The 22465-nt window shown below is 39.4% G+C and carries 17 protein-coding genes; 7 read left to right on the top strand and 10 right to left on the bottom strand.

What is annotated here, in order from left to right; genetic code table 11:
- Positions 1–150 precede the first annotated feature (150 nt).
- Together azu and MR054_RS05140 are read right to left on the bottom strand one after the other, a co-directional pair.
- Entirely contained in the window at positions 151–666 is a 516-nt protein-coding gene (azu, locus tag MR054_RS05135) for an azurin (RefSeq protein ID WP_242082623.1), read from the bottom strand.
- A gap of 132 nt (positions 667–798) precedes the next feature.
- A complete protein-coding gene (locus MR054_RS05140; protein WP_242156766.1) occupies positions 799–2391 on the bottom strand; it encodes an NADP-dependent glyceraldehyde-3-phosphate dehydrogenase in 1593 nt (530 codons plus the stop codon).
- A gap of 296 nt (positions 2392–2687) precedes the next feature.
- Here MR054_RS05140 and MR054_RS05145 point away from each other — a divergent pair, with 296 nt between their 5' ends.
- Together MR054_RS05145 and MR054_RS05150 are read left to right on the top strand one after the other, a co-directional pair.
- Positions 2688–3485, top strand: a complete 798-nt coding sequence (locus MR054_RS05145) for a 3-keto-disaccharide hydrolase (protein ID WP_242156768.1) — start codon at positions 2688–2690, stop codon at positions 3483–3485.
- A gap of 14 nt (positions 3486–3499) precedes the next feature.
- On the top strand, positions 3500–4939 hold the full coding sequence (locus MR054_RS05150; RefSeq protein WP_242156770.1) for a Gfo/Idh/MocA family protein: 1440 nt from the start codon (positions 3500–3502) through the stop codon (positions 4937–4939).
- A 19-nt stretch (positions 4940–4958) separates the two neighbouring features.
- On the opposite strand, the gene ilvA is transcribed toward MR054_RS05150, so the two are convergent.
- Genes ilvA through ilvD form a run of 5 tightly spaced genes read right to left on the bottom strand, consistent with a single transcriptional unit; the run spans position 4959 to position 11774 of the window.
- On the bottom strand, positions 4959–6224 hold the full coding sequence (gene ilvA / locus MR054_RS05155) for a threonine ammonia-lyase IlvA (RefSeq protein WP_242156772.1): 1266 nt from the start codon (positions 6222–6224) through the stop codon (positions 4959–4961).
- A 52-nt stretch (positions 6225–6276) separates the two neighbouring features.
- A complete protein-coding gene (gene ilvC / locus MR054_RS05160; protein ID WP_242156774.1) occupies positions 6277–7752 on the bottom strand; it encodes a ketol-acid reductoisomerase in 1476 nt (491 codons plus the stop codon).
- A 15-nt stretch (positions 7753–7767) separates the two neighbouring features.
- Positions 7768–8301, bottom strand: a complete 534-nt coding sequence (gene ilvN / locus MR054_RS05165) for an acetolactate synthase small subunit (protein WP_242082635.1) — start codon at positions 8299–8301, stop codon at positions 7768–7770.
- A gap of 11 nt (positions 8302–8312) precedes the next feature.
- On the bottom strand, positions 8313–10049 hold the full coding sequence (gene ilvB, locus MR054_RS05170; RefSeq protein WP_242156776.1) for a biosynthetic-type acetolactate synthase large subunit: 1737 nt from the start codon (positions 10047–10049) through the stop codon (positions 8313–8315).
- A 39-nt stretch (positions 10050–10088) separates the two neighbouring features.
- Positions 10089–11774 (bottom strand): dihydroxy-acid dehydratase, encoded by a 1686-nt coding sequence (gene ilvD, locus MR054_RS05175; RefSeq protein WP_242156778.1) that lies wholly within the window; start codon positions 11772–11774, stop codon positions 10089–10091.
- A gap of 626 nt (positions 11775–12400) precedes the next feature.
- Between ilvD and metK the strand changes: the two genes are divergently transcribed.
- Positions 12401–13654: a methionine adenosyltransferase gene (metK, locus tag MR054_RS05180; RefSeq protein WP_242082643.1), complete on the top strand. Its 1254-nt coding sequence runs from the start codon at positions 12401–12403 to the stop codon at positions 13652–13654.
- Positions 13655–14069: 415 nt separating this feature from the next.
- Here metK and MR054_RS05185 read toward each other — a convergent pair whose 3' ends face one another.
- The 3 genes from MR054_RS05185 to MR054_RS05195 all read right to left on the bottom strand — a co-directional run bounded on the left by MR054_RS05185 (position 14070) and on the right by MR054_RS05195 (position 18630).
- Positions 14070–16781, bottom strand: a complete 2712-nt coding sequence (locus tag MR054_RS05185) for a carboxypeptidase regulatory-like domain-containing protein (RefSeq protein ID WP_242156780.1) — start codon at positions 16779–16781, stop codon at positions 14070–14072.
- A 34-nt stretch (positions 16782–16815) separates the two neighbouring features.
- Positions 16816–17688, bottom strand: coding sequence for a GLPGLI family protein (locus MR054_RS05190; protein ID WP_242156782.1), 873 nt, complete (start codon positions 17686–17688; stop codon positions 16816–16818).
- A 102-nt stretch (positions 17689–17790) separates the two neighbouring features.
- The gene (locus tag MR054_RS05195; protein ID WP_242156784.1) at positions 17791–18630 is read right to left on the bottom strand and encodes a GLPGLI family protein; all 840 of its coding nucleotides are present in this window, start codon (positions 18628–18630) and stop codon (positions 17791–17793) included.
- 122 nt (positions 18631–18752) lie between these two features.
- Between MR054_RS05195 and MR054_RS05200 the strand changes: the two genes are divergently transcribed.
- From MR054_RS05200 to MR054_RS05215, 4 genes are read left to right on the top strand one after another with little or no spacing between them, the layout of a single operon-like run.
- The gene (locus MR054_RS05200; RefSeq protein WP_242156786.1) at positions 18753–20240 is read left to right on the top strand and encodes a sensor histidine kinase; all 1488 of its coding nucleotides are present in this window, start codon (positions 18753–18755) and stop codon (positions 20238–20240) included.
- Positions 20233–20916, top strand: a complete 684-nt coding sequence (locus MR054_RS05205; protein ID WP_242082652.1) for a response regulator transcription factor — start codon at positions 20233–20235, stop codon at positions 20914–20916. Before MR054_RS05200 ends, MR054_RS05205 begins: the two co-directional genes overlap by 8 nt.
- Positions 20917–20950: 34 nt before the next feature.
- The gene (locus tag MR054_RS05210; RefSeq protein WP_242156788.1) at positions 20951–21730 is read left to right on the top strand and encodes a hypothetical protein; all 780 of its coding nucleotides are present in this window, start codon (positions 20951–20953) and stop codon (positions 21728–21730) included.
- 4 nt (positions 21731–21734) lie between these two features.
- Entirely contained in the window at positions 21735–22349 is a 615-nt protein-coding gene (locus MR054_RS05215; protein ID WP_242082656.1) for a deoxynucleoside kinase, read from the top strand.
- The last annotated feature ends 116 nt before the right edge of the window (positions 22350–22465 follow it).

A 22465-nucleotide genomic window follows, 5' to 3' on the forward strand; every position in this document is an offset into this window, starting at 1 on the left:
AATCTCATTTATAGACTGTTTAACCAAATATATATATAACTGAAGACTTTACTGTACAGTTTCATTCACTGAAAAAAATTAAACATCGCAATGGAGTAAAAAAAACCAGGGTAACATCCCTGGCTTTACATGTTATAAGCATTACCTTAATTACTCCACAATAAACTTTCCTTTCATCAGGGCATAATGACCGGGAAAACTACATAGGAACTCGTATTCACCCGGTTCCGGTGCGTCAAATTCAATAGAGGTTGTCTCACCTCCCCCAATTAATTTGGTATGGGCTATGATATCGTTTGTGGCATCTTCAGGGATATAATCAGTATCCCTGGCACTTGACGCTTTAATTCCAAAAGCCATTAAATCAACGCCCTTTTGAAGCAATACAAAATTATGACCCATAACATTTTTATCCAACTTTCCAATATGCCTCAAGGTTAATTTGACTTTTTTACCAGCCTTAACGCGAAGTTCCGTCTTATCAAACTTCATTTGATCATTTCCTGAAATCACAAGATTAGTCATGTTATCTTCTACTTGCTCTTTTGGTTCATCCTGCTTTTTCTCATAAGTGAACCCTTCCTTTTTCTTTTCTTCCTTATTACCGCACCCTATTACGAATAGGCCTAAGAAAATGGCTAAGGCTATGTGTTTAATTGCATTCATTTTTAATGTTTTTTGATTTAATAACTGATTATCTTAAAAATTTATCCGGACTAATATAATAATAATATAGACTCAAATGATTATTCCGTTTTATTCACTGAAAAAAATTATAAATGCATAATTCAAGTCGTATTACAAAATATAATCTGTACTTATAAAATTAGATGTTTTTCGCTTTAGTAATTCATTTAAAATGCCATTATTATAGTCATTATCCTTGGAGGCTACAAAAGTACGTATGGAAAAAGACCTTAGGGCGTCATGAACACTCAAGGTTCCAAAGGCAGAATCCTTTCGCCCTGTAAACGGATAGACATCGGGCCCTCGTTGACATGAGCTATTTAAATTAACCCTACAAACCAGGTTTACCAAGGTATCAATTAATGGAGATAAGGTGTGTATATCCTTACCAAACAGACTTACCTGCTGTCCATAATCTGATGCTGCCATATCGTCCAATGGTTCATCAATATCAGAAAAAGATATCACAGGTATTACCGGTCCAAATTGTTCTTCCTTATACACACGCATGGCTTTGGTTACAGGATATAAAACCGCTGGGAAAATAAAATTCTCACTAGTTTCACCTCCTTTTTTATTCAAAATTCTTGCCCCTTTATGAGAGGCGTCCTCAATTAACGCTTTAATGTAGTCCGGTTTTTCTGTTTCCGGCAAGGGTGTTAGTTTCACTCCAGGCTCCCATGGATTTCCGAACTTAAGACGATCCACTTGTTGGGCAAACCTTCGGTTAAATTCTTCGACCACAGATTCGTGAACATACAATACCTTGAGGGCTGTACAGCGTTGTCCGTTAAAAGACAAGGTTCCGGTAATGCACTCTTCAACAGCAAGATCCAAATCGGCATCCGGCAATACGATAGCAGGATTCTTGGCTTCAAGACCTAATACCATGCGGAGCCTGTTCCCTTTAGGATGTTCAGCTTGCAGTGCATTGGCAGACTTACTATTACCAATTAAGGCCAAAACATCAATTTTTCCAGACTGCATTATTGGTGTTGCCAATACGCGTCCGCGGCCATAAACAATATTAACAACCCCCCTGGGAAAGCTACTTTGAAAAGCCTCCATTAAGGGTGAAATCAGCAGAACTCCCAATTTTGCAGGTTTAAAAATAACGGTATTTCCCATAATCAAGGCCGGAATAAGCAAAGTAAACGTTTCGTTTAATGGGTAATTGTATGGCCCCAGGCAAAGTACTACACCCAAGGGTCCACGGCGTATGTGCGCATAAACACCTGAGTTTTTTTCAAATTTTGCCGAATCTCGGTCTATTTGTTTATAGGCCTCAATAGTATCATAGATGTAGTCCACGGTTCTGTCAAACTCCTTCTCCGAATCCGGTAAATTTTTACCGATTTCCCACATTAAAAGTTTGACGACTTCTTCCCGTTTTGTCTTCATTTGCTCAACAAATTTTTCCATACAGGCTATTCTATCCACTACTTTCATGGTAGGCCACAATCCCTGACCCTTATTATAGGCCAAAGTTGCAGCATTTAATGCTTCCAAGGCCTCTTTTTCCCCAAGTTGTGGAATGGTTCCCAATAGTGTAGGCTTATAGTCTTGTGTCGATGAAATGGTTGAAAATACTTCGGCTGTATTTCCCTTCCATTGTTTCAGCTCACCCCCTACCAAATAAGAGGTTTGGTGCAATAGTGATTTAATTTTATATGGATCTGGAATGTCTGTAAAAGGCGTATTCATCTTTATAAATAGTTTTAATGAGCACTAATATATCTATATTTTAGCTTTAATCCCTATAAAAAAGGACTTTGCCCAATAGAAATATCATTTTCTTAAGCGTTTAATTCCTTAGGAATAAAAAATGTATATCTCAAACGTTTTCGCCTGCTAATTTTATTCTAATAGCTTTATATGATGGTTCACCTCATTCTATAGCGAACCAAACTGTACTTTTGGACCCGGACATAAAACCCAGGAATACATATCTTATAAACCAATCAATTTCTTATATTTAAATCCTTAATTTATTTTAAACCATGAAGCACATTATTTTCGCGCTATCCATTGCATCCCTATTACTCTCGTGTAAAGGAGAACAAAAAACAGAACACCCTCTCGACCATACCATCCCTAAAAATGACCCTACTGGAGAAGAATGGATTTCCCTTTTTGACGGGACCAGTACTGAAGGGTGGCGGGCCTATAACGGAGATACCTTGCCTCCCGGCTGGGTCATAGAGGATGGTGTGCTCACATTCAACACCGAATTGGGTCTGGAACAGGATTATACGGGCGGAATAGATATTATTTATGCTGCGGAGGAATTTGATAATTTTGAACTCTATTTGGAGTGGAAACTTCCGGAAGGGGGCAACAGTGGTATTTTTTATCACGTAAAGGAAGGCTACAACAGTATACCCGAAGTTTCACCGGAATATCAGTTAATTGATGATTTGGGCTATACGAAAATTCATGATATCACCGATTATAACTTAAGTTTAGGCTATACCGAAAACCCGGAAGAGTTAAAGCCCTTACAGAAAACAGGTTCAGATTATGCCATGCATCCTGCTGATCCTTCACAAAAAGTATTGCACCCCATAGGCGAATGGAATTCATCAAAAATTGTATTTACGCCGCAAAAAGTGGAGCACTGGCTTAATGGTAAAAAGCTATTGTCATTTGTCCCCTGGGATGACGCCTGGTTTGAAAAAAAGAACTCCGATAAGTGGAAAACCAGTCCCGATTATGGAAAATTCAAAACCGGGTACATTGGGCTTCAAGATCATTCCAGTTCCATTTGGTTTAGAAATATTAAAATAAAAAAACTGTAGCTAAAATATAAATCATGAACAAAAGAGAATTTTTAAAAAGAGGTAGTCTGGGAGTTACAGGATTGGTTTTGGCGCCATCAATAATTATGTGTAAACCTGACCCCAAAAATAACCGTTTAAGGACGGCTCATATTGGAGTGGGAAACATGGGCCGTGAAGACCTGAAAGCCATAGCCTCCCATCCCATGGTTGATGTGGTGGCACTGTGTGATGTAGATAGCAATTATCTTTCGGCAGCGAAACTACAACATCCTAATGCAAGATCGTTTTCAGATTACAGGGTCATGCTCAAAGAAATGAAAAACGACATTGATGCCGTTATTATATCCACTCCAGACCATACCCATGCACCGGCCGCCATGCTGGCCATGGATTTGGAGAAAAATGTGTACTGCCAAAAACCCCTAACCCATTATGTATCTGAAGCCAGAGCTATGAATAATTTGGCACAAAAAAAACAACTCATTACTCAAATGGGTATTCAGGTCCATTCCTTTTATGATTATAAATTAGCCACCTTATTGATACAGTCCGGTATTATTGGAAAGGTACATACCGTACACGCCTGGTCCCCTAAAAACTGGGGGTACAGTGGTGATACCCCTCAAGGCAGTGACCCTGTACCAGATTCTTTAGACTGGAACTTATGGTTGGGAACATCCAAAGAACGCCCTTATAAAGACGGGTTTTACCATCCCGCTAATTGGCGCAAAGTAATGGATTATGGCTGTGGCACTTTGGGGGATATGGGCGTCCACATTTTCGATACCCCTTACAATGCCTTAGCTCTGGATGTCCCGTTAACCATAAAAAATGAATGTGAAGCATCCAATGGTTTCGGATACCCGGAACAAAACATCGTCACTTACGAATTCCCTCAAACCAAGTACACATCAGAAACCCTAACCTGGATTTGGTATGATGGCCCCGGGGCTCCTCGTGATCATGAAGATCTGAAATTGCCCGGTGTTGAACCTTTAGAAAGTCACACGTCCTCTAACGCAGAGGATGTTGACTTGGAAGACAAAACATCCTTAGATGCTAAAATTGCCCAAGCCGGTCAATTACCTGAACAAGGGGCCATGTTTGTAGGCGAAAAAGGCCGTTTACTTTTACCGCATTTCATGCAATTACCTCAAAAAATAGTAGATGGGGCCTATGTAGACATCTCTTCTGAAATTGCCAGTATTACAGAGGCTAATGGCATGGGTGAACCCATACGCAACTACGAATCTGAAGGTCCAAAGCACTACCACGAATTTGTAGATGCCTGTCTGGGGAAAGCCACCTGTAGTGCCCCGTTTTCGTATGCTTCCAAATTAACGGAAACCATTCTATTAGGCGTGATTGCAGGGCGTTTTCCTAACCAAACCCTTCATTGGGACAGAACCCTGGCCAAATTTAAAGAAGTGGAAGCCAACCCCTATTTGGAAGGGATCTATCGGAAGTTTTAAAATGTCATTCTAAATCGTATTACACCAAAAATTGAAATAAATCGGGCTTGTTGTTTAAATAATCGCCATAAAAATTACGGTGTTTCATTTTCGTAATTAAAGGCTCTAAATCCTTAGGAGATTTTAATTGGATCCCCACAACCGCCGATCCGTTTTCACGGTTGGTCTTTTTGGCGTATTGAAAATAGGTGATATCGTCATCGGGTCCTAAAATATCAACCACAAATTCCCTTAAGGCACCGGCACGCTGTGGAAATTTTACGATAAAATAATGTTTTAAATTGGCGTATAATAAAGCACGTTCCTTAATTTCAGGGGTCCGCGTAATGTCGTTATTACTTCCGGTCACCACACACACCACCTGTTTCCCTTTAATCTTATCAGCATAAAAATCCAAGGCAGCAATACTCAAGGCCCCAGCTGGTTCTACAACAATGGCATCTTTATTGTACAATTCCAGAATGGTCTCGCATACTTTACCTTCAGGAACGGTTATCACATCATGCAGATTGGCTTTACATATCTCAAAAGTCAGGTCCCCGACGCGTTTTACTGCCGCACCGTCAATAAATTTATCGATATGGTCTAATTCCGTATTTCGGTTGTTTTTAATGGAGGTCAACATAGAAGGTGCCCCTTCGGGCTCAACACCAATAATCCTGGTTTGTGGTGATAGGGCCTTAAATACGGAAGACAATCCTGCCGACAGGCCACCGCCGCCTACCGGAACAAAGATATAATCTATGTCTTCCTTGCTTTGCTCAAATATTTCAAGTCCCACAGTGGCCTGGCCTTCAATAACCTTTTGATCGTCAAACGGATGTATAAAGGTTTTTTGCAAGGCCTCACATTCCTGAATTGCGGCATGGTAAGCATCATCAAAAGTATCTCCTACCAATTTGATATCAATAAAATTTTCTCCAAACATCTTCACCTGCTCCAGCTTCTGTTTCGGTGTCGGTGTAGGCATATAAATGGTTCCATGAATTTTTAGGAGCTTACAGGATAACGCGACACCCTGAGCATGATTGCCGGCACTGGCACAAACCACACCATGTGCAGATTGCTCTGGGTTAAGTGAACTCAATTTATTATATGCTCCTCTAATTTTATAGGATCGTACTTGCTGAAGATCCTCCCGCTTAAACAGAATATGGGCCTCAAACTGTTTTGAGTATCTTAAGCTAGGGCTTAAAGGCGTTACTGCCGATACGTTTTTAATCGTATCGGCAGCTTGCTTAATATCACTAAGATTAGGAAAATATGTTGTTTTTTCCTGGTTCATGATAAACTAGTTTTAGACCCGACAGGCCTTTTAACCCCGGCAGGTCTTAACATTATACTATCGGTTTCATGGCCGTCATGGAAGCTCTTAAAAATGCTCCTATCTTTTCAACAGGGTGAGATCGTAGCGCCTTGTTCACTGCAATCAACTTCGCATTATCAACAGACTTACCATTATCCTTTGCAAAAGCCTTGCCGATAACATTGGTATCGATCGACTTCATAAAATCGGCTAATAAGGGTTTGCAGGCATGGTCAAATAAATAACAGCCGTATTCTGCTGTATCGGAAATGACCCGGTTCATTTCATATAATTTCTTTCTGGCAATGGTATTGGCAATAAGTGGGGTTTCATGTAACGATTCGTAATACGCTGACGCGTCTATAATACCCGATTCGGTCATGGATTCAAAGGCCAGTTCAACCCCTGCTCTAACAAAGGCTACCATAAGCACCCCATTATCGTAGTATTCCTGTTCCGAAATTTGAACATCCCCGGCAGGAGTTTTTTCAAAAGCTGTTTCGCCCGTTGCTGCCCTCCAATCCAATAAATTTTTATCGTCGTTGGCCCAATCTTCCATCATGCCTTTGGAAAAATTACCTTCCATGATATCGTCCATATGCTTTTGGAATAAGGGACGCATGATATCCTTTAAGGCTTCGGACAAGTCAAATGCTTTTATTTTCGCGGGATTGGACAAACGGTCCATCATATTGGTTACACCACCGTATTTAAGGCCTTCGGTAATGGTCTCCCAGCCGTATTGGATCAATTTGGAAGCATAGCCCGGATCGATACCTTGTTCAACCATTTTATCAAAACAAAGAATAGAACCGGTTTGCAAGAGTCCGCATAAAATGGTTTGTTCCCCCATTAAATCACTCTTAACCTCAGCAACAAAGGAGGATTCCAAAACACCTGCTCTATCTCCTCCGGTCGCAACGGCATAGGCCTTGGCCTGAGCCCATCCTTTACCTTCAGGATCGTTTTCAGGATGAACAGCAATAAGTGTTGGCACTCCAAAACCTCGCTTATATTCTTCTCTTACTTCCGATCCAGGACATTTGGGGGCCACCATTATTACGGTTAAATCCTTTCGGATTTGCATACCTTCTTCCACAATATTAAACCCATGTGAATAGGACAAGGTGGCTCCTTTTTTCATTAAAGGCATTATGGCATTAATGACATTGGTGTGTTGCTTATCTGGAGTTAAGTTAAGTACTAAATCTGCAGTAGGAATTAATTCCTCATAGGTTCCAACTTTAAACCCATTTTCGGTGGCATTAACATAAGAGGCTCTTTTCTCTGCAATGGCCGCACTACGAAGGGTATAAGAGATATCCAATCCTGAATCCCTCATGTTCAATCCCTGATTAAGTCCTTGGGCACCACAGCCTACGATAACAATTTTTTTTCCCTTTAGAGCATTTACACCATCTTCAAACTCTGAAGCTTCCATAAATCTACACTTTGATAATTGCTCTAATTTGTCCCTTAATGATAAGGTGTTAAAATAATTTCCCATTTTTAATTTTAATTACTATTGGTTATTGAATGCTAAAAGCATTTCGGTTATTTTCATTTCTTGCTTGGTTACTGCGATTCGTCCTGAACGCACAAATTGCATGATACCGAACGTACTCAAAGCTTTCCGTAATTCTTCTATTTCGTGACGCCGACCCGATTTCTCCAGTACAAAAAACTCCTTATTAACGGTCACTATTCGAGTATCGCTGTCTTTAATGATATTTTGAATTTGAGGTTCTTCAAACAGTAAATCGGATTTAATCTTAAACATACAAGACTCCGTAAAAATAGTTTCTTCATCTGTATGATAATAGGCTTTTATGGTCTCAACTTGTTTTTCAATCTGACCAATAATTTTTTTAGCTTGTGATTCAGAAATATTGACTACAATGACAAAACGGTTAACCCCCTCGATCTCTGATTGTGATGTGGTTAAACTTTCTATATTGACGTGTCTACGCTGAAAAATTGCTGAAATACGATTAAGCAAACCGATATTGTTTTCGGTATATATTGAAATCGTAAAGGTTTTTATCTCTTCGTTCATGTTTTTATAATTTAGCTTAATCGAATATCCGAAACCGATGCCCCGGAAGGTATCATGGGAAATACGTTATCTTCCTTTTCTACACATACCTCTAAGAAGTAAGCCTTATCCGACGCCATCATAGCTTTAACGGCATCGGCTAATTCCTCTCTTTTGGTCACTTTTTGCGCTTCTAAATGATATCCCTTGGCAATGGTTACAAAATCCGGATTGGTCATTTCCGTCGAGGCATATCGCTTATCGAAAAACAACTGTTGCCATTGGCGCACCATTCCTAAAAATTCATTGTTTAACACCACAATTTTAACCGGAATTTGAGTTTGGAAAATAGTTCCCAATTCCTGTATATTCATCTGGAAACCACCGTCTCCAATAATGGCGACAACATCGCGTTCAGGCTCTGCCATCTTAGCACCCATAGCTGCTGGAAGTGCAAATCCCATGGTTCCTAAACCTCCGGAAGTAATATTACTTTTGGTTTTATTAAACTCAGAATATCGGCACGCAATCATTTGGTGTTGTCCCACATCAGAAACTATGGCGGCATCCCCTTTACTATGTCTGTTGATTTCTTTAAGGACCTCTCCCATAGTCAACCCTTCCTTGGACGGTGAAATATCATGCTTAATGACTTTTTCAAACTCAATATCATACAGCTTTTTAAACTCTTGAAGCCAGTTATCGTGTGTGTTTTTCTTTAGTAAAGGCAGTAAGGCTTTTAAACTGGCCTTGGCATCACCCAAAACAGCCACATCCGTTTTTACATTTTTATCCACCTCGGCAGGATCTATTTCAAAATGTATGATTTTAGCCTGCTTCGCATAGGTTTTTAAATCCCCTGTAACACGATCGTCAAAACGCATACCTATGGCGATGAGAACATCGCACTGGTTGGTTAACACATTGGGAGCATAGTTACCGTGCATGCCTACCATCCCCACATTTAATGGATGTGCTGTTGGAATGGCTGAAGCTCCCATAATGGTCCACGCAGAAGGAATACCTGCTTTTTCAATAACGGCTTTCAATTCCTCCTCAGCTTCACTTAAAATAATCCCCTGCCCCCAGACAATCATTGGTTTTTTTGCTCCATTAATGATATCAGCCGCTGCCTTTAAGGTCTCAGGATTGGTTTTAGGTACGGGAATATAACTTCTTACTCCTGTACATTTTTCGTATTTAAAGTCCAATTCCCCGAACTGTGCATTTTTGGTAATATCAATCAATACGGGGCCCGGACGTCCACTCTTGGCAATATAAAAAGCCTTAGCGATGACTTCAGGAATTTCCGAAGCATCGGTAACCTGGTGATTCCATTTGGTTACCGGTGTTGAAATACCAACAATATCCGTCTCTTGAAAAGCATCGCTCCCTAACAGGTGGGAAGGCACTTGTCCCGTTATACATACTAAGGGAGTAGAGTCTATTTGTGCATCGGCTATTCCGGTAATTAAATTGGTAGCCCCCGGTCCTGAGGTTGCCATGGCCACACCCACCCGTCCTGAGATTCTGGCATAACCCTGTGCAGCATGCGCCGCTCCTTGCTCATGACGCGTTAGGACATGGTGAATTCGATCCTGATACTTGAACAGCTCATCATAAACCGGCATGATGGCTCCTCCAGGATAACCGTAAAGGACATCAACGCCCTCGGCGATTAAACATTTTATAATGGCCTCACTTCCGCTGATGCGCTCAGTCACCATTGCTGAGGACTTGATAGTTTCTAAAGTTTGTGTATCTTTCATAATCCATAATTATTTGAAAGCTTCCTGCCTGGCAGAAAATTAAAATGCATCCGTAACACAACCTTTTGACGCTGATGCTACCGATTTTGCGTATTTGTATAATATTCCTTTTTTATGTTTTAATTCCGGAGCATTCCATTGCGCTTTACGTTCGGCTAATTCATCATCAGAAAGCAGTACGTTAATGGAATTATCTTCGGCACTAATTCTAATGGTGTCCCCTGTTTTTATCAAACCAATCGCTCCACCTGTTTGTGCTTCAGGGGTTATATGTCCTACCACAAAACCGTGAGTTCCTCCCGAGAATCGTCCATCGGTGATTAAGGCTACCGACTTTCCTAAACCCGCACCCATGATCAAGGACGTCGGCTTTAACATTTCTGGCATACCCGGTCCTCCCTTAGGCCCAACATAGCGAATCACCACCACATCTCCTTTTTCTACTTCACCATTCGAAATGCCTGTGTTGGCAGATTGCTCACCATCATAGACCACGGCTTTACCTTCAAACACCAATCCCTCCTTTCCGGATATTTTGGCCACCGCTCCTTCCGTAGCCAAGTTTCCATAGAGGATCTGCAAATTACCCGATGATTTTAAGGCTTTATCTGTTGGATAAATCACATCCTGATCATTTTCAAACTTCAAGGGTTCAACGTCCTTCAAGTTTTCAGCCAAGGTCTTTCCTGTAACGGTTAAACAATCCCCATGTAAATAGCCCTGGTCCAATAAATATTTCATCACAGCAGGTGTTCCTCCAATACCATGAACATCTTCCATCAAATATTTACCGGAAGGTTTTAAATCGGCAATTAAAGGTGTTCTATCACTAACACGCTGAAAATCGGCTAAGGTAAACTCTATATCGGCGGCATGTGCTATGGCCAAAAAATGCAATACCGCATTGGTAGACCCCCCAAGAGCATTGACCAGAGCAATAGCATTCTCAATGGATTTTTTAGAAATAATATCCAAAGGTTTTAAATCCAATTCCAACAGATTTTTTATCGCCCTCGCCGTGCGTTCGGCTTCCGATAACTTATTCGGATTTTCGGCTGGAATAGAGGAGTTATATGGCAATGCAAAGCCCATGCACTCAATAGCTGACGCCATGGTATTGGCCGTGTACATCCCGCCACAAGCCCCAGCTCCCGGAATGGCCCGTTTAATAATTTCTCTATATTCATCATCATCGATTTCACCCGCCACTTTTTGACCTAATGCTTCAAAAGCCGATACGATATTTAATTTTCTCCCTTTATAGTTTCCCGATGCAATTGTCCCCCCGTACATCATAATAGAAGGCCTGTTTAATCGTAACATGGCGATAACGGCCCCGGGCATATTTTTGTCACAGCCCACAACTGAAACTAAAGCGTCATAACTTTGAGCATGCATTACCGTTTCAATGGAATCCGCAATAATATCCCTTGAAACAAGAGAATAATTCATCCCCGAGGTTCCCATGGAAATACCATCGCTAACCCCAATGGTGTTAAAACCTAAACCAACCATATTGGCCATATTGCATTCCATCTTGACCTCAGCCGCCAAACCATTTAAATGCATATTGCAAGGATTGCCATCATAGCCAGTACTGGCAATTCCAATTTGAGGCTTTTGCATATCTTCATCGGTGAGACCTACCGCATATAACATGGCTTGAGAAGCGGGTTGGGATTCATCCTGGGTTAACCTTCTACTATATTTATTAAGCGCCTTCATATATTTTGCAAAAAATTTTGCTTAACTTCTTAATTATTAAAAATATTCTTGTTATTTAAGAATTTACTTGAAAAATCAATAATGCTTTAAAATTGCTACGAAATTAAATGTTTACTTATTTAATTCTATATTTTAAGGGTTTTTCGCGTTTAAATCCAGCACCTCCATTATTCTTTTAAAGTATTGGTTTACAACATTTTAAAACATTATTTTTATGATGTCCAAAAAATTAAAAATATACCACAAAAAAACCTTCCGATACAGGAAGGCTTTATAAAGTTTATATTTCTTTCATATCATCTCCCTAATGCCGTGACCTCACCACAAGGACTATTAAAGAAATAATATGTAAACGTTGTCTGTTCATCTTTACCGTGCAAATATTTATAAATTAATCTTATCCGCCAATTTATTTTTGAAAAAAGTTAAAATCAACTTGCATTTCTTTTTATTTTTTTAATTTTGCCAACACAAAACAACAGAGGATAGATTTGACTGATTGCAACCTCTTTCTGAATCGATAAAATCGAGGATGAGATGCCGTAACAAGTGCGGCATGAAAAATGCTAAAGGCAGTGTAAACTTCCTTTGACGCCCTCGTCAAATCTTCCGTTAAATGATACTATATGTCTTATTTATTTACTTCGGAAAGTGTTTCTGAAGGACATCCCGATAAGGTCGCAGACCAGATTAGTGATGCATTGATCGATAATTTTTTAGCCTTTGACGTCGATTCTAAAGTGGCTTGTGAAACACTGGTTACAACAGGTCAGGTGGTACTTGCCGGTGAAGTCAAATCCCATACCTATTTGGATGTACAAAAAATTGCTCGGGATACCATCAATAAAATTGGTTATACCAAAGGCGAATACATGTTTGATGGTAATTCCTGCGGCGTGTTTTCGGCGATTCATGAGCAATCGGACGATATTAATCGTGGGGTAGACCGAGCTCGTAAAGAGGAGCAAGGTGCCGGCGACCAGGGAATGATGTTTGGTTATGCCACAAATGAAACCGAAAACTACATGCCCCTGGGTTTGGATTTATCCCATCGCATGTTAAAGGAACTTGCCGCATTGCGAAGAGAACATAAAGACATCACCTATTTAAGACCCGATTCTAAAGCACAAATTACAATTGAATACAGCGATGATAACCTCCCGCTGCGAATAGATACCATTGTACTCTCCACTCAGCATGACGAATTTGCCGATGAGGACACCATGCTTACCAAAATAAGGAAAGATATTATAGGCATCTTAATCCCAAGGGTTATGGCTTCCTTGCCTGAAAAAACCCAAACCTTGTTCAATAGTGATATTAAATACCATATAAACCCTACAGGTAAATTTGTTATTGGTGGACCCCACGGTGATACCGGACTAACAGGGCGTAAAATTGTCGTGGACACCTATGGCGGTAAAGGCGCTCACGGGGGAGGTGCCTTTTCGGGTAAGGATCCGAGTAAAGTAGATCGAAGTGCGGCATACGCCACACGCCATATCGCTAAAAATCTAGTAGCTGCCGGAGTTGCCGAAGAAGTACTTGTGCAGGTGAGTTATGCCATTGGTGTAGTAGAACCTATGGGCATTTTTATTAATACCTATGGTACCTGTCCGTTTAACATGACCGATGGTGAAATTGCTGAAAAAGTATCGGAAATATTTGATATGCGACCATACGCAATTGAAGAACGCCTGAAACTACGTGCACCCATTTACAGTGAAACAGCAGCCTATGGCCATATGGGACGGACTAACGAAACCGTTACCAAAACCTTTTCGCAACCCAATGGGGAAAGCGTTACCTTAGAGGTGGAATTGTTTACCTGGGAAAAATTGGATTATGTGGATAGGGTAAAAAAGGCCTTTGGGTTATAAATAAATGAAATAAAACGATTCATAAGACCGCTATTAAGCGGTCTTTTTTTGTTGTAAAACAGGATCTTTACTCATCTTAAAAGTATGGATTTCAAAATGCCAGGGATAGACTCCTGATATGGCCATTGGAACACCACAGGCCCAAACCTCTCAAGGCATCTCGTCCTTTTAGGCGTCGCTTAAGCCAACATTCATTAATCCCCAGGCTCTTATCGATAAAGGTCCTGGCAGCAATATCACAAAAACTCCTGTGAATTTCTGAAAAACTCCTGTGAATTTTAAAAATTCACAGGAGTTTTTAAAGGATCCCTAACTATAAAAAGTAAAACGTTTAGGCATGCGGTTCACCATTTGTACGCATAACTTTCAGAATGCAATACCACGCGATTTTTATCTGCGATTCTGGTCCTGTGTGTCACAACTCATACCGCAATCTAAACGTGATAAAACGGGGTTGAATAAAATACTCGGTGGCGCTTACTGAAATATTACCGGATCGACTGGTATTTTGGGACTGGGTGTCTAACAGGTTAGTGGCCTTTATGACGTACTCCCATTTGCTATCCGTATTTTTTCGGTAGGATAAGGAGGCATCCCAAAACTCAAAATCGTTAATTTTCTTATCCTCGTCACTAAAACTATTATAGGAATATTCGGTTTTAAAGGTAACCGATTTAAAAATAAGGGCATCAAACTCTATGGATGGTGCTTTAGTAAAAAATTTAGTTCGTCTATTCCCTTGATCGTTATCTTGGATACTATAACGGTAACCCAGTTCAAAATTGGGGGCCTCCCTAAAATTAGTCCGTAACTCCCCGCGATAACTGTGTGAATAATTTTCGTTAACAGAGCGTATACCATTAACAATTTGGTTGAATTTACTGTAATTAAAGTTTCCGCTTAGGGTTCCCCTGAATTTTCCTAAAGTTTTTTGAAAGCGCCCACTGGCACTGGCATTTTCATCGGCTAAATCCGAATTAAAGGGTGTACTCACGCGTACCACGCTCCCAGGCTGAAACTGAGAGGTTGTTCTAATTCTATCAACGGTCTTGCTGTAGCTTAAACGCCCATTGACATTAGTATAATTAAACATATTAAAACTAAAGTAGGACAAGTTCACCTGGTGTGATAAGGCACTTTCCAATTCCGGATTTCCCGAAAATATAGAACGATAACTATTTAACACCAATCCACTTGCAAACTGGTTTATATCGGTAAACTGGGTACGCATACCATAGTTAAAGATAATCTGTTCGCTCTTTTTCAATTGGATTCTCGTATTAAAATCGGGTAAAAGCCTGAAAAAATTATCGGTAAATCGCTCTCCAAACTGCTTGTTCTTAGCGCTGTAGGCATGGGCTGAAAATCCGGGGGTGAAGGTAAAAATTCCCGATTTTAAGCGGTAATGCACTCCTAAATACACATCGGAAAACCGATATCCAATAGCATTGACATCCAACCCATCGTTTATGGTGGGTTCATTGTTAAAGGTTGACCCATTATCAAGGAATTGGAAAATATCCGAATTAAAATCCTGTTTGCTGTAAATGGTTCCCCATGTGAAATTAATATCACTTTTCGTATTTAAAATGTTCCAATAATCCAATTTGGCATCCAATTGATTAGATTTTACACGTTTTTCTTGCGCAACATCATAAAAAGTCTGCATGTCATCAAAACCTAAAACAGCGGCTGTATTGGCATAGCTGTCTTTATCCTCCAGTACGGCATTATAAAACGGGTCTTCATCTTGCAGCAAGTGTTGTACCTCCAGTGCAAAAATATTGGCCTCATCCAAAGTATAATAATAATTCAGATTTTGATGGATACTGTATGGCTTGGCATTTTCGAATTCGTTTATGTTGCCATTAACCGAAGAGAAAAATAGCTGATCCTGAGATTCTTTTGAAGTTCTTGCCAAAACGTCGTAATCCAATTGATTATCCGTATTGGGTTTATATTTGGCGCTCAACTTAGCCATAGCCAAATCGCTTCGCTGTGCGGTATGACTTTCGGTAGTTTCGTCAGGAATATTTAAATCTGGGTTGGTGTAAATTACAGAACTATTCTCTTGCAATTCTGTTCGACTGCTTAAAAAAATGGCAAAACCACTGAGATCCAGGGTCTTTTTGGGCGAATAGCTAAAATTGGCCGCACCAAATTTGGTATTTATGTCCTTGGCCCTATTATTTTGCAGGGTTAAAAAGCCCAAATTATTGCTCCCCAGATTAATGTTGGTTCCACTACTCCTACTGGGATTCCTAAACCCTCCGGTAAAATTGAAATAATCGCGTCGGGTAAAGGCTATTTCACCAATATTATTTAAATCTCCAATAAAATTTAAGCTGTGCTCCGGACTGTAGTGGAACAGTTTTGGTTGTGCCAAATACAAGGGTTTATCATCAGCACCACCAGCCCCTGCAGTGACATTACCAAACCAAAAATTCTTTTTGCCTGCTTTCAATTTAATATTTATGGCAATATTATCCTGATTGTTGGTGACACCGCTTAATTGCCCCACTTCGGCATAATTTTTAAGAACCTCAACCTTATCGACGGCATTTGCCGGTATGTTTTGGGTAGCCAATTTCGAATCCCCATCAAAAAAATCCTTGCCTTCAACCATTACCTTACTTACCGCCTTCCCTTCCACTTCAATCTGACCGTCATCATTAACTTCCACTCCCGGTAATTTGTTGAGTACATCCCCCAGTTTTCGCTCGGTCCCCGAAGTAAAGGAATCGGCATTATACACAATAGTATCGCCCTTAATGGTTACGGGCATTTCGTAAACCAATTCAATTTCATCCAGGGTGGTATCGCTTTGGAGTGTGACATTTTGGGTTAAATCTATCTCTTCCGTTTGTACATCGACCTGGGTCGTTTTCATCCCGATGTAACTCACCTGTATTTTATAATTGGTATTTTTTTCTAAAGATAACCTATAATAGCCATCGTCATTCGTTATACCATAGGAGTCCAATTTTTGGGTTCCCTGATTAATGGCAATAACATTGGCCAACTCCAAGGGACTGCCAATACTATCCTTTACTACGCCTTCAAGTTTTATTTGGGCAAAAGATAAACTTGCTAAACATAGAAAAATAACAATAGTAAATCTCTTCATTAATTGTTGTTCTTTAGGTTGGTTATTGATAAATTTAAGGTCTTCTGCCACCGCCACGACCTCCTCTGCCTCTAAACATCTCCCGCATTTCTTCTGTTTTTTCCTTCATGATTTGATCATACTCGGACTGGGACACTTCTTTCCCTTTTGAGGGGACCTTTATGGTTTCTTTATCGGAGGGGTTTATAATTATTTTAGAACATAAAATGGTCGTTCTATCGGCATTGACCTCCAAAATTAACCCCGGTAGTCCCCAATAGGTATCCGGTCCCTGATTAATCGGAATCTGTGGTGTATACCAAACGGTAACCACCACTTCACGGGATGGTTCGGGATCTTCCTCATTCTTCTTGTCATTTTGGGTATTGGTGGAGTCTTGGGGTTTATCATTTGCAGGCCTGCGCCTAAAAGGGCTAAAATCGAAATCCGCCTTTTTCGTTGCCGTAGCTTTAAAACAGGTGTATTGTCCTATGGTCTTGGTTTCTGATCCTAACTGCCATTTTATATCCTGTAAACTGTCTTTCACTAAAAATTGCTTACCCATTAACTCTTGTTCCTGTAAATACTGTTTTAACTTGACATTTTTATACAAGTCACCTCCAGTACTCATCATTCCAAACCGAAAACCTCGCCCCTGCCCGGGAGCCTCCAGGCGCTCCTCTTCTCTGTAAAGGGATTCTGTTTGATTGAAGATCAAAACATAGGTTTTTTCTAAGGCACTTTTCATGCGATCTGCAATTTGTTTTTTACGTTCTTCACTTAACTGTCCCCCCCCGAAGTTGTTCATATCTATAGTCGTTTTCGACTCGTAATACGCCTGACCCTGAAAATTAGTTTGTCCGAATGACAATAATGATGCCCCCATTAAAATAATGGCGATTCGGCGGTTTAACAAATGGAATAACATGTCTATTCTGTTTTATTAGCTCATGGCACTAATATACTATTACCGTTAGACCCATGCCAAACCATTTGGTTTAATGCATTTATGCTTAATATATTCTTAAATTCAGCCTCCTATTCGAATTTCAATACGCTCACCATCATGCCTGCCGCCATTAAACCGCTCTTGTTCTTCCTGCATTTTACGCTCAACAATAGCATCATAGTCCTCCCGATTGACTTCTTTTCCCTTTTGAGGTTCTTTAATCTCCAGCTCCTTATCCGGATAAAGTACAATTTTACTGCACAGTATGGTTTCTTCGCCATCATTCACCTCTAATATCAGGCCTGGTAATCCATAATATCTTGCCGGTCCGTTATTTAATGGTATTTCCGGTGTATACCAGGCGGTGATCTTTACCGCTCTCATTTTTGGCTCCATATGGGATTCTGTATTCAAATTTTTTTCTCCATTGACACTTATTCCACCTTGAATCACTTCAACATGTCGTGTCATTGTGGCCTTATAACACGTATATTTTCCAATGGTTTTGGTTTCATTCTCAAGAGTCCAATCCCATTTTTCGAGATCATCCTTAACTAAAAATAGTTTTCCAAAAAATTCATTTTGTGAGGTGTATCGTTTGGTCTTCATATTCTTATATAGAACATCCGAACCCTCGGAAGACACCACCATCATGGTCATATTTCCTGTTTGAGGAGCGCCCAGTTTTTCATCCTCCTTATATACAGACGCTTCTTTGTTGAATGTTAGGATAAAGGTCTTTTCAAATTGCTTTTTAAGCATCTCTATCATACGTTGGTACATCTCGGAATTCATCTGAGTACTGTCCAGAGGAATATGTAATTGGCGTTTGGTCTTATAGGTAGCAATACCTTGAAAGTCCTGTGCCCAATTTCCTGCGGAAATGGACATGATAAATACTAAAATTAAAAACTGTTTCATTTTTTGATTCGATTAAAATTAACTCTACAAAATTGATACATCCTTTTGGGAAAAAGCGTTAACTAGTGTTAACGAGTGTTAACCCATTGGTTTTATAGTAATTTTCCATTTATTTTTGGACTATGAACGCAGTTAGATTCAGATGGATATTATATGTCATTGTTGTTGTCATATTGGGCACCATATGTGTTCAGGTCTATTGGAATTACAAAAACTACCTGTCCAATAAACAACGCCTTATTAATGATGTTCAATTAAGTTTAGACCATGCGGTTGAAACCTATTTTGCGCATCTGGCACAAACCAAAACATTGGCCCTGGCCTTTAACTCCCATAAAACGGTCTCGGATAAAGCGCATATGGATAGTATTATACATGAGCTAAAAAGGATGACAAAAAACTTCCCTCCCGGGGATTCTCTTAAAATTGCGTTCAATGACAATAGCCATTCAAGATTGGTTAGCAGGGCATCAGATACCTTTAACCCTAAAACATGGCAGACGAATAAAATTGTTATAAAGGATATCGAAAACACCGTTTCTCCGGATACCTTAGGTATTAAAGCATTCGGCATGCTTACTTCAAAAGTGATAGTCTCCATGACTTCCGATTCCTTGCAACTCACCCAAATCGATAGCCTACTCAAAAAAGAATTGCAAAGTAAGCAACTGGAAATTCCATATAATCTGTCCTTTCAAAATGCGACACTTGAAATTCAACATATAAATAACACGCGTTTCAGTGATACACCATTAACGGTCAATTCCTCCTCAAACTATTTACCTCTCGACAGTTCTTTAAACATTCAATTCTCAAATATTACCCAAATGGTATTAAAGCGCATATTATCCAGTATTTTAATTTCTACCTTACTGGTTATTGCCGTTATCAGCTGTTTATTTTATTTATTAAGAATCATAAAACATCAGAAACAATTGGCCGAAGTAAAAAACGATTTAATAAGCAATATTACTCATGAATTTAAAACTCCAATTGCCACCATTGGCGTTGCCCTTGAGGGTATTCGTAATTTCAATGTTATTGAAGATAAAGATAAAACCAAAGCCTATGTAGAGATGTCTTCTGCCCAACTTCACAAATTAAACACCATGGTTGAAAAACTATTGGAAACCGCAACTTTGGACAGTGAATCCCTGGAACTCCATAAAGAGCCTTTAGATATCCTTGAATTATTGACCGGATTGTTGGAACACTATAAGGTTCAAAACCCCCAAAAGCAATTTATTTTCAAGACAGGTTCTACAAAGATCCTGGCACAGGTTGATGCCTTCCATATGGAAAATGCGATTAACAATATATTGGATAACGCCGTTAAATATGGAGGTGACACTATAAATGTTGAGGTTTCAGCCGATCGCACCACATATGGCATAAACATATCTGATAACGGAACCGCTTTAAAGGAGACCCATAAAGATAAAATATTTGAAAAGTTCTATCGCGTGCCCAAGGGCAACACCCACGATGTCAAAGGTTTTGGGATAGGGCTCTACTACACGCGAAAGATTATTGAAAAACACAATGGTCATATTGTTGTCCATGTGGATCCCAAGGGTACTCAATTTAAAATAACCCTTCCAAATGAATAAGATGACGACCATACTTTTAGCAGAGGACGAACCGGCATTGGGACAAATCATTAAAGAAAGTCTCGAGACCCGTAACTTTAAAGTATTGTTATGTGAAAATGGAGAGGTGGCTTTTGAGGTTTATCAAAAAGAATCTCCTGAATTGTTGGTATTAGATGTTATGATGCCCAAGAAAGATGGATTCACCTTGGCAAAAGACATTAGAACCTTGGATGCCGCCATCCCAATAATTTTTTTAACCGCCAAATCCCAGACACAAGATGTTGTAAAAGGATTTTCTTTAGGAGGCAATGATTATTTAAAAAAACCCTTTAGCATGGAAGAGCTCATTGTTCGCATCCACAATTTACTCCATAGAACCAAACTTCAGCAAACCTCTGATATTTTATACTTAGGGCAATATAGCTTTAATTTCACGAAACAACTGCTCCAATTCAAGGATTCAGTCGCCGTTCAATTAACCCACCGTGAAGCGCATTTATTGTTTCATTTGGTTAAAAACAGAAATCAGGTTTTAGATCGCTCCCTAATTTTAAAGGAACTCTGGGGGAACGACGATTTTTTTAGCGCCCGTAGTATGGATGTCTTCATTACTAAACTAAGAAAGAAACTGAGTTCAGATAAAAACATACAAATAATCAATGTACGTGGATTTGGCTACAAGTTAATTTGCTGATTGTGATTTGATTTTTGTACTTTTCCTGTCCGACATGAAGCATTTAGTTTATCTTTTTTTATTTTTTTCGTTATCGCTGTATTCTCAAGAACGCATAGACCCTGTTTTTATCAATAAAACAAACCTGATGGTAGACACTTTGGTAGGCATAGATAATTTTGAATCGTCCTATTACATTCAAAATAATGTATTTTACAAAAAAAATACCAATACGCTTCTAAGCTATAACAATTTGAATTTAGGAACCTTAACCTGTGCGAACATATTTAACCCGCTTAAAATAAATTTGTTTTACAAGGACTTCAACACGGTTGTCATTCTGGATAACAGACTGGCTGAAATTTTTAAAATAGATTTTAATGCCCGTGCCAAATACAGAAACATTACTCATGTGTCTACCGGGTATGATAACACGCTCTGGATATTTAATATAGATACCCAAGAACTCGAACTTTACGATTATAAAAGTGATACAACAAGAGCAAAAACCCTTCCTGTACAAACCGAAGTTTTAGACTTAAAAAGCAACTACAATACCTGTTGGTTGCTTACTAAAAGGTATTTATATGTGTACAATTATTTTGGAAGTCTTTTGGGTAAAATGAAAAATGATGGCTTTACCAGGGTCTCGGAAAAAAACGGAGATTTGGTACTTAAGAAAGGAAATGATTTATTTTATATCAAGCAGAATTCGGGAAATCCCATTCCCATAAAAACTGAAAATTTGTTGATAACTCATTTTTTTGTAACCAACGAAACCTTGTATATTTACGATTCAAATTTTCTGTACAAATACCTCTTAAAAATAAATTAAAACTATGCACATTGCAATTGCCGGAAACATTGGTGCTGGAAAAACGACACTTACAAAGTTACTAGCCAAACACTATAAATGGGAACCCCAATTGGAAGATGTTGTAGACAATCCGTACTTAGACGACTTTTACAATCAAATGGAGCGTTGGAGTTTTAATTTACAGGTGTACTTTTTGAACAGTCGTTTTCGTCAGGTGTTACAAATAAGGCAAAGCGGGAAAAATATTATACAGGATCGCACGATTTACGAGGATGCCCATATTTTCGCTCCAAATTTACATGCTATGGGTTTAATGACCAATAGGGATTATGAGAATTACCGTGCCCTATTCGATTTAATGGAGTCCTTAGTTCAAGGACCCGATGTGTTAATTTACCTGCGCAGTTCCATTCCAAATTTGGTTTCTCAGATACACAAACGCGGTCGTGATTACGAAAACTCCATTAGCATCGATTATTTAAGTCGTTTAAATGAACGCTACGAAGCGTGGGTCCATGATTATACTAAGGGGAAGTTACTTATAATCGATGTCGATAAACTCAATTTTGTTGATAGCCCGGAAGATTTGGGGCAAGTTATCAATAGAATTGATGCCGAAATACACGGCTTGTTTTAATTCCATTCACCATCATCACGATAATGCCTCAGATGAGATCACACCTAACCGGTGCAATACCCATGTTTCATCATGTTATAAAAAAAATACGTTGTTTTTGAACCGCAATAGGATCA

It is taken from the genome of Aestuariivivens sediminis, from assembly GCF_022662105.1.
GTDB lineage: Bacteria > Bacteroidota > Bacteroidia > Flavobacteriales > Flavobacteriaceae > Aestuariivivens > Aestuariivivens sediminis.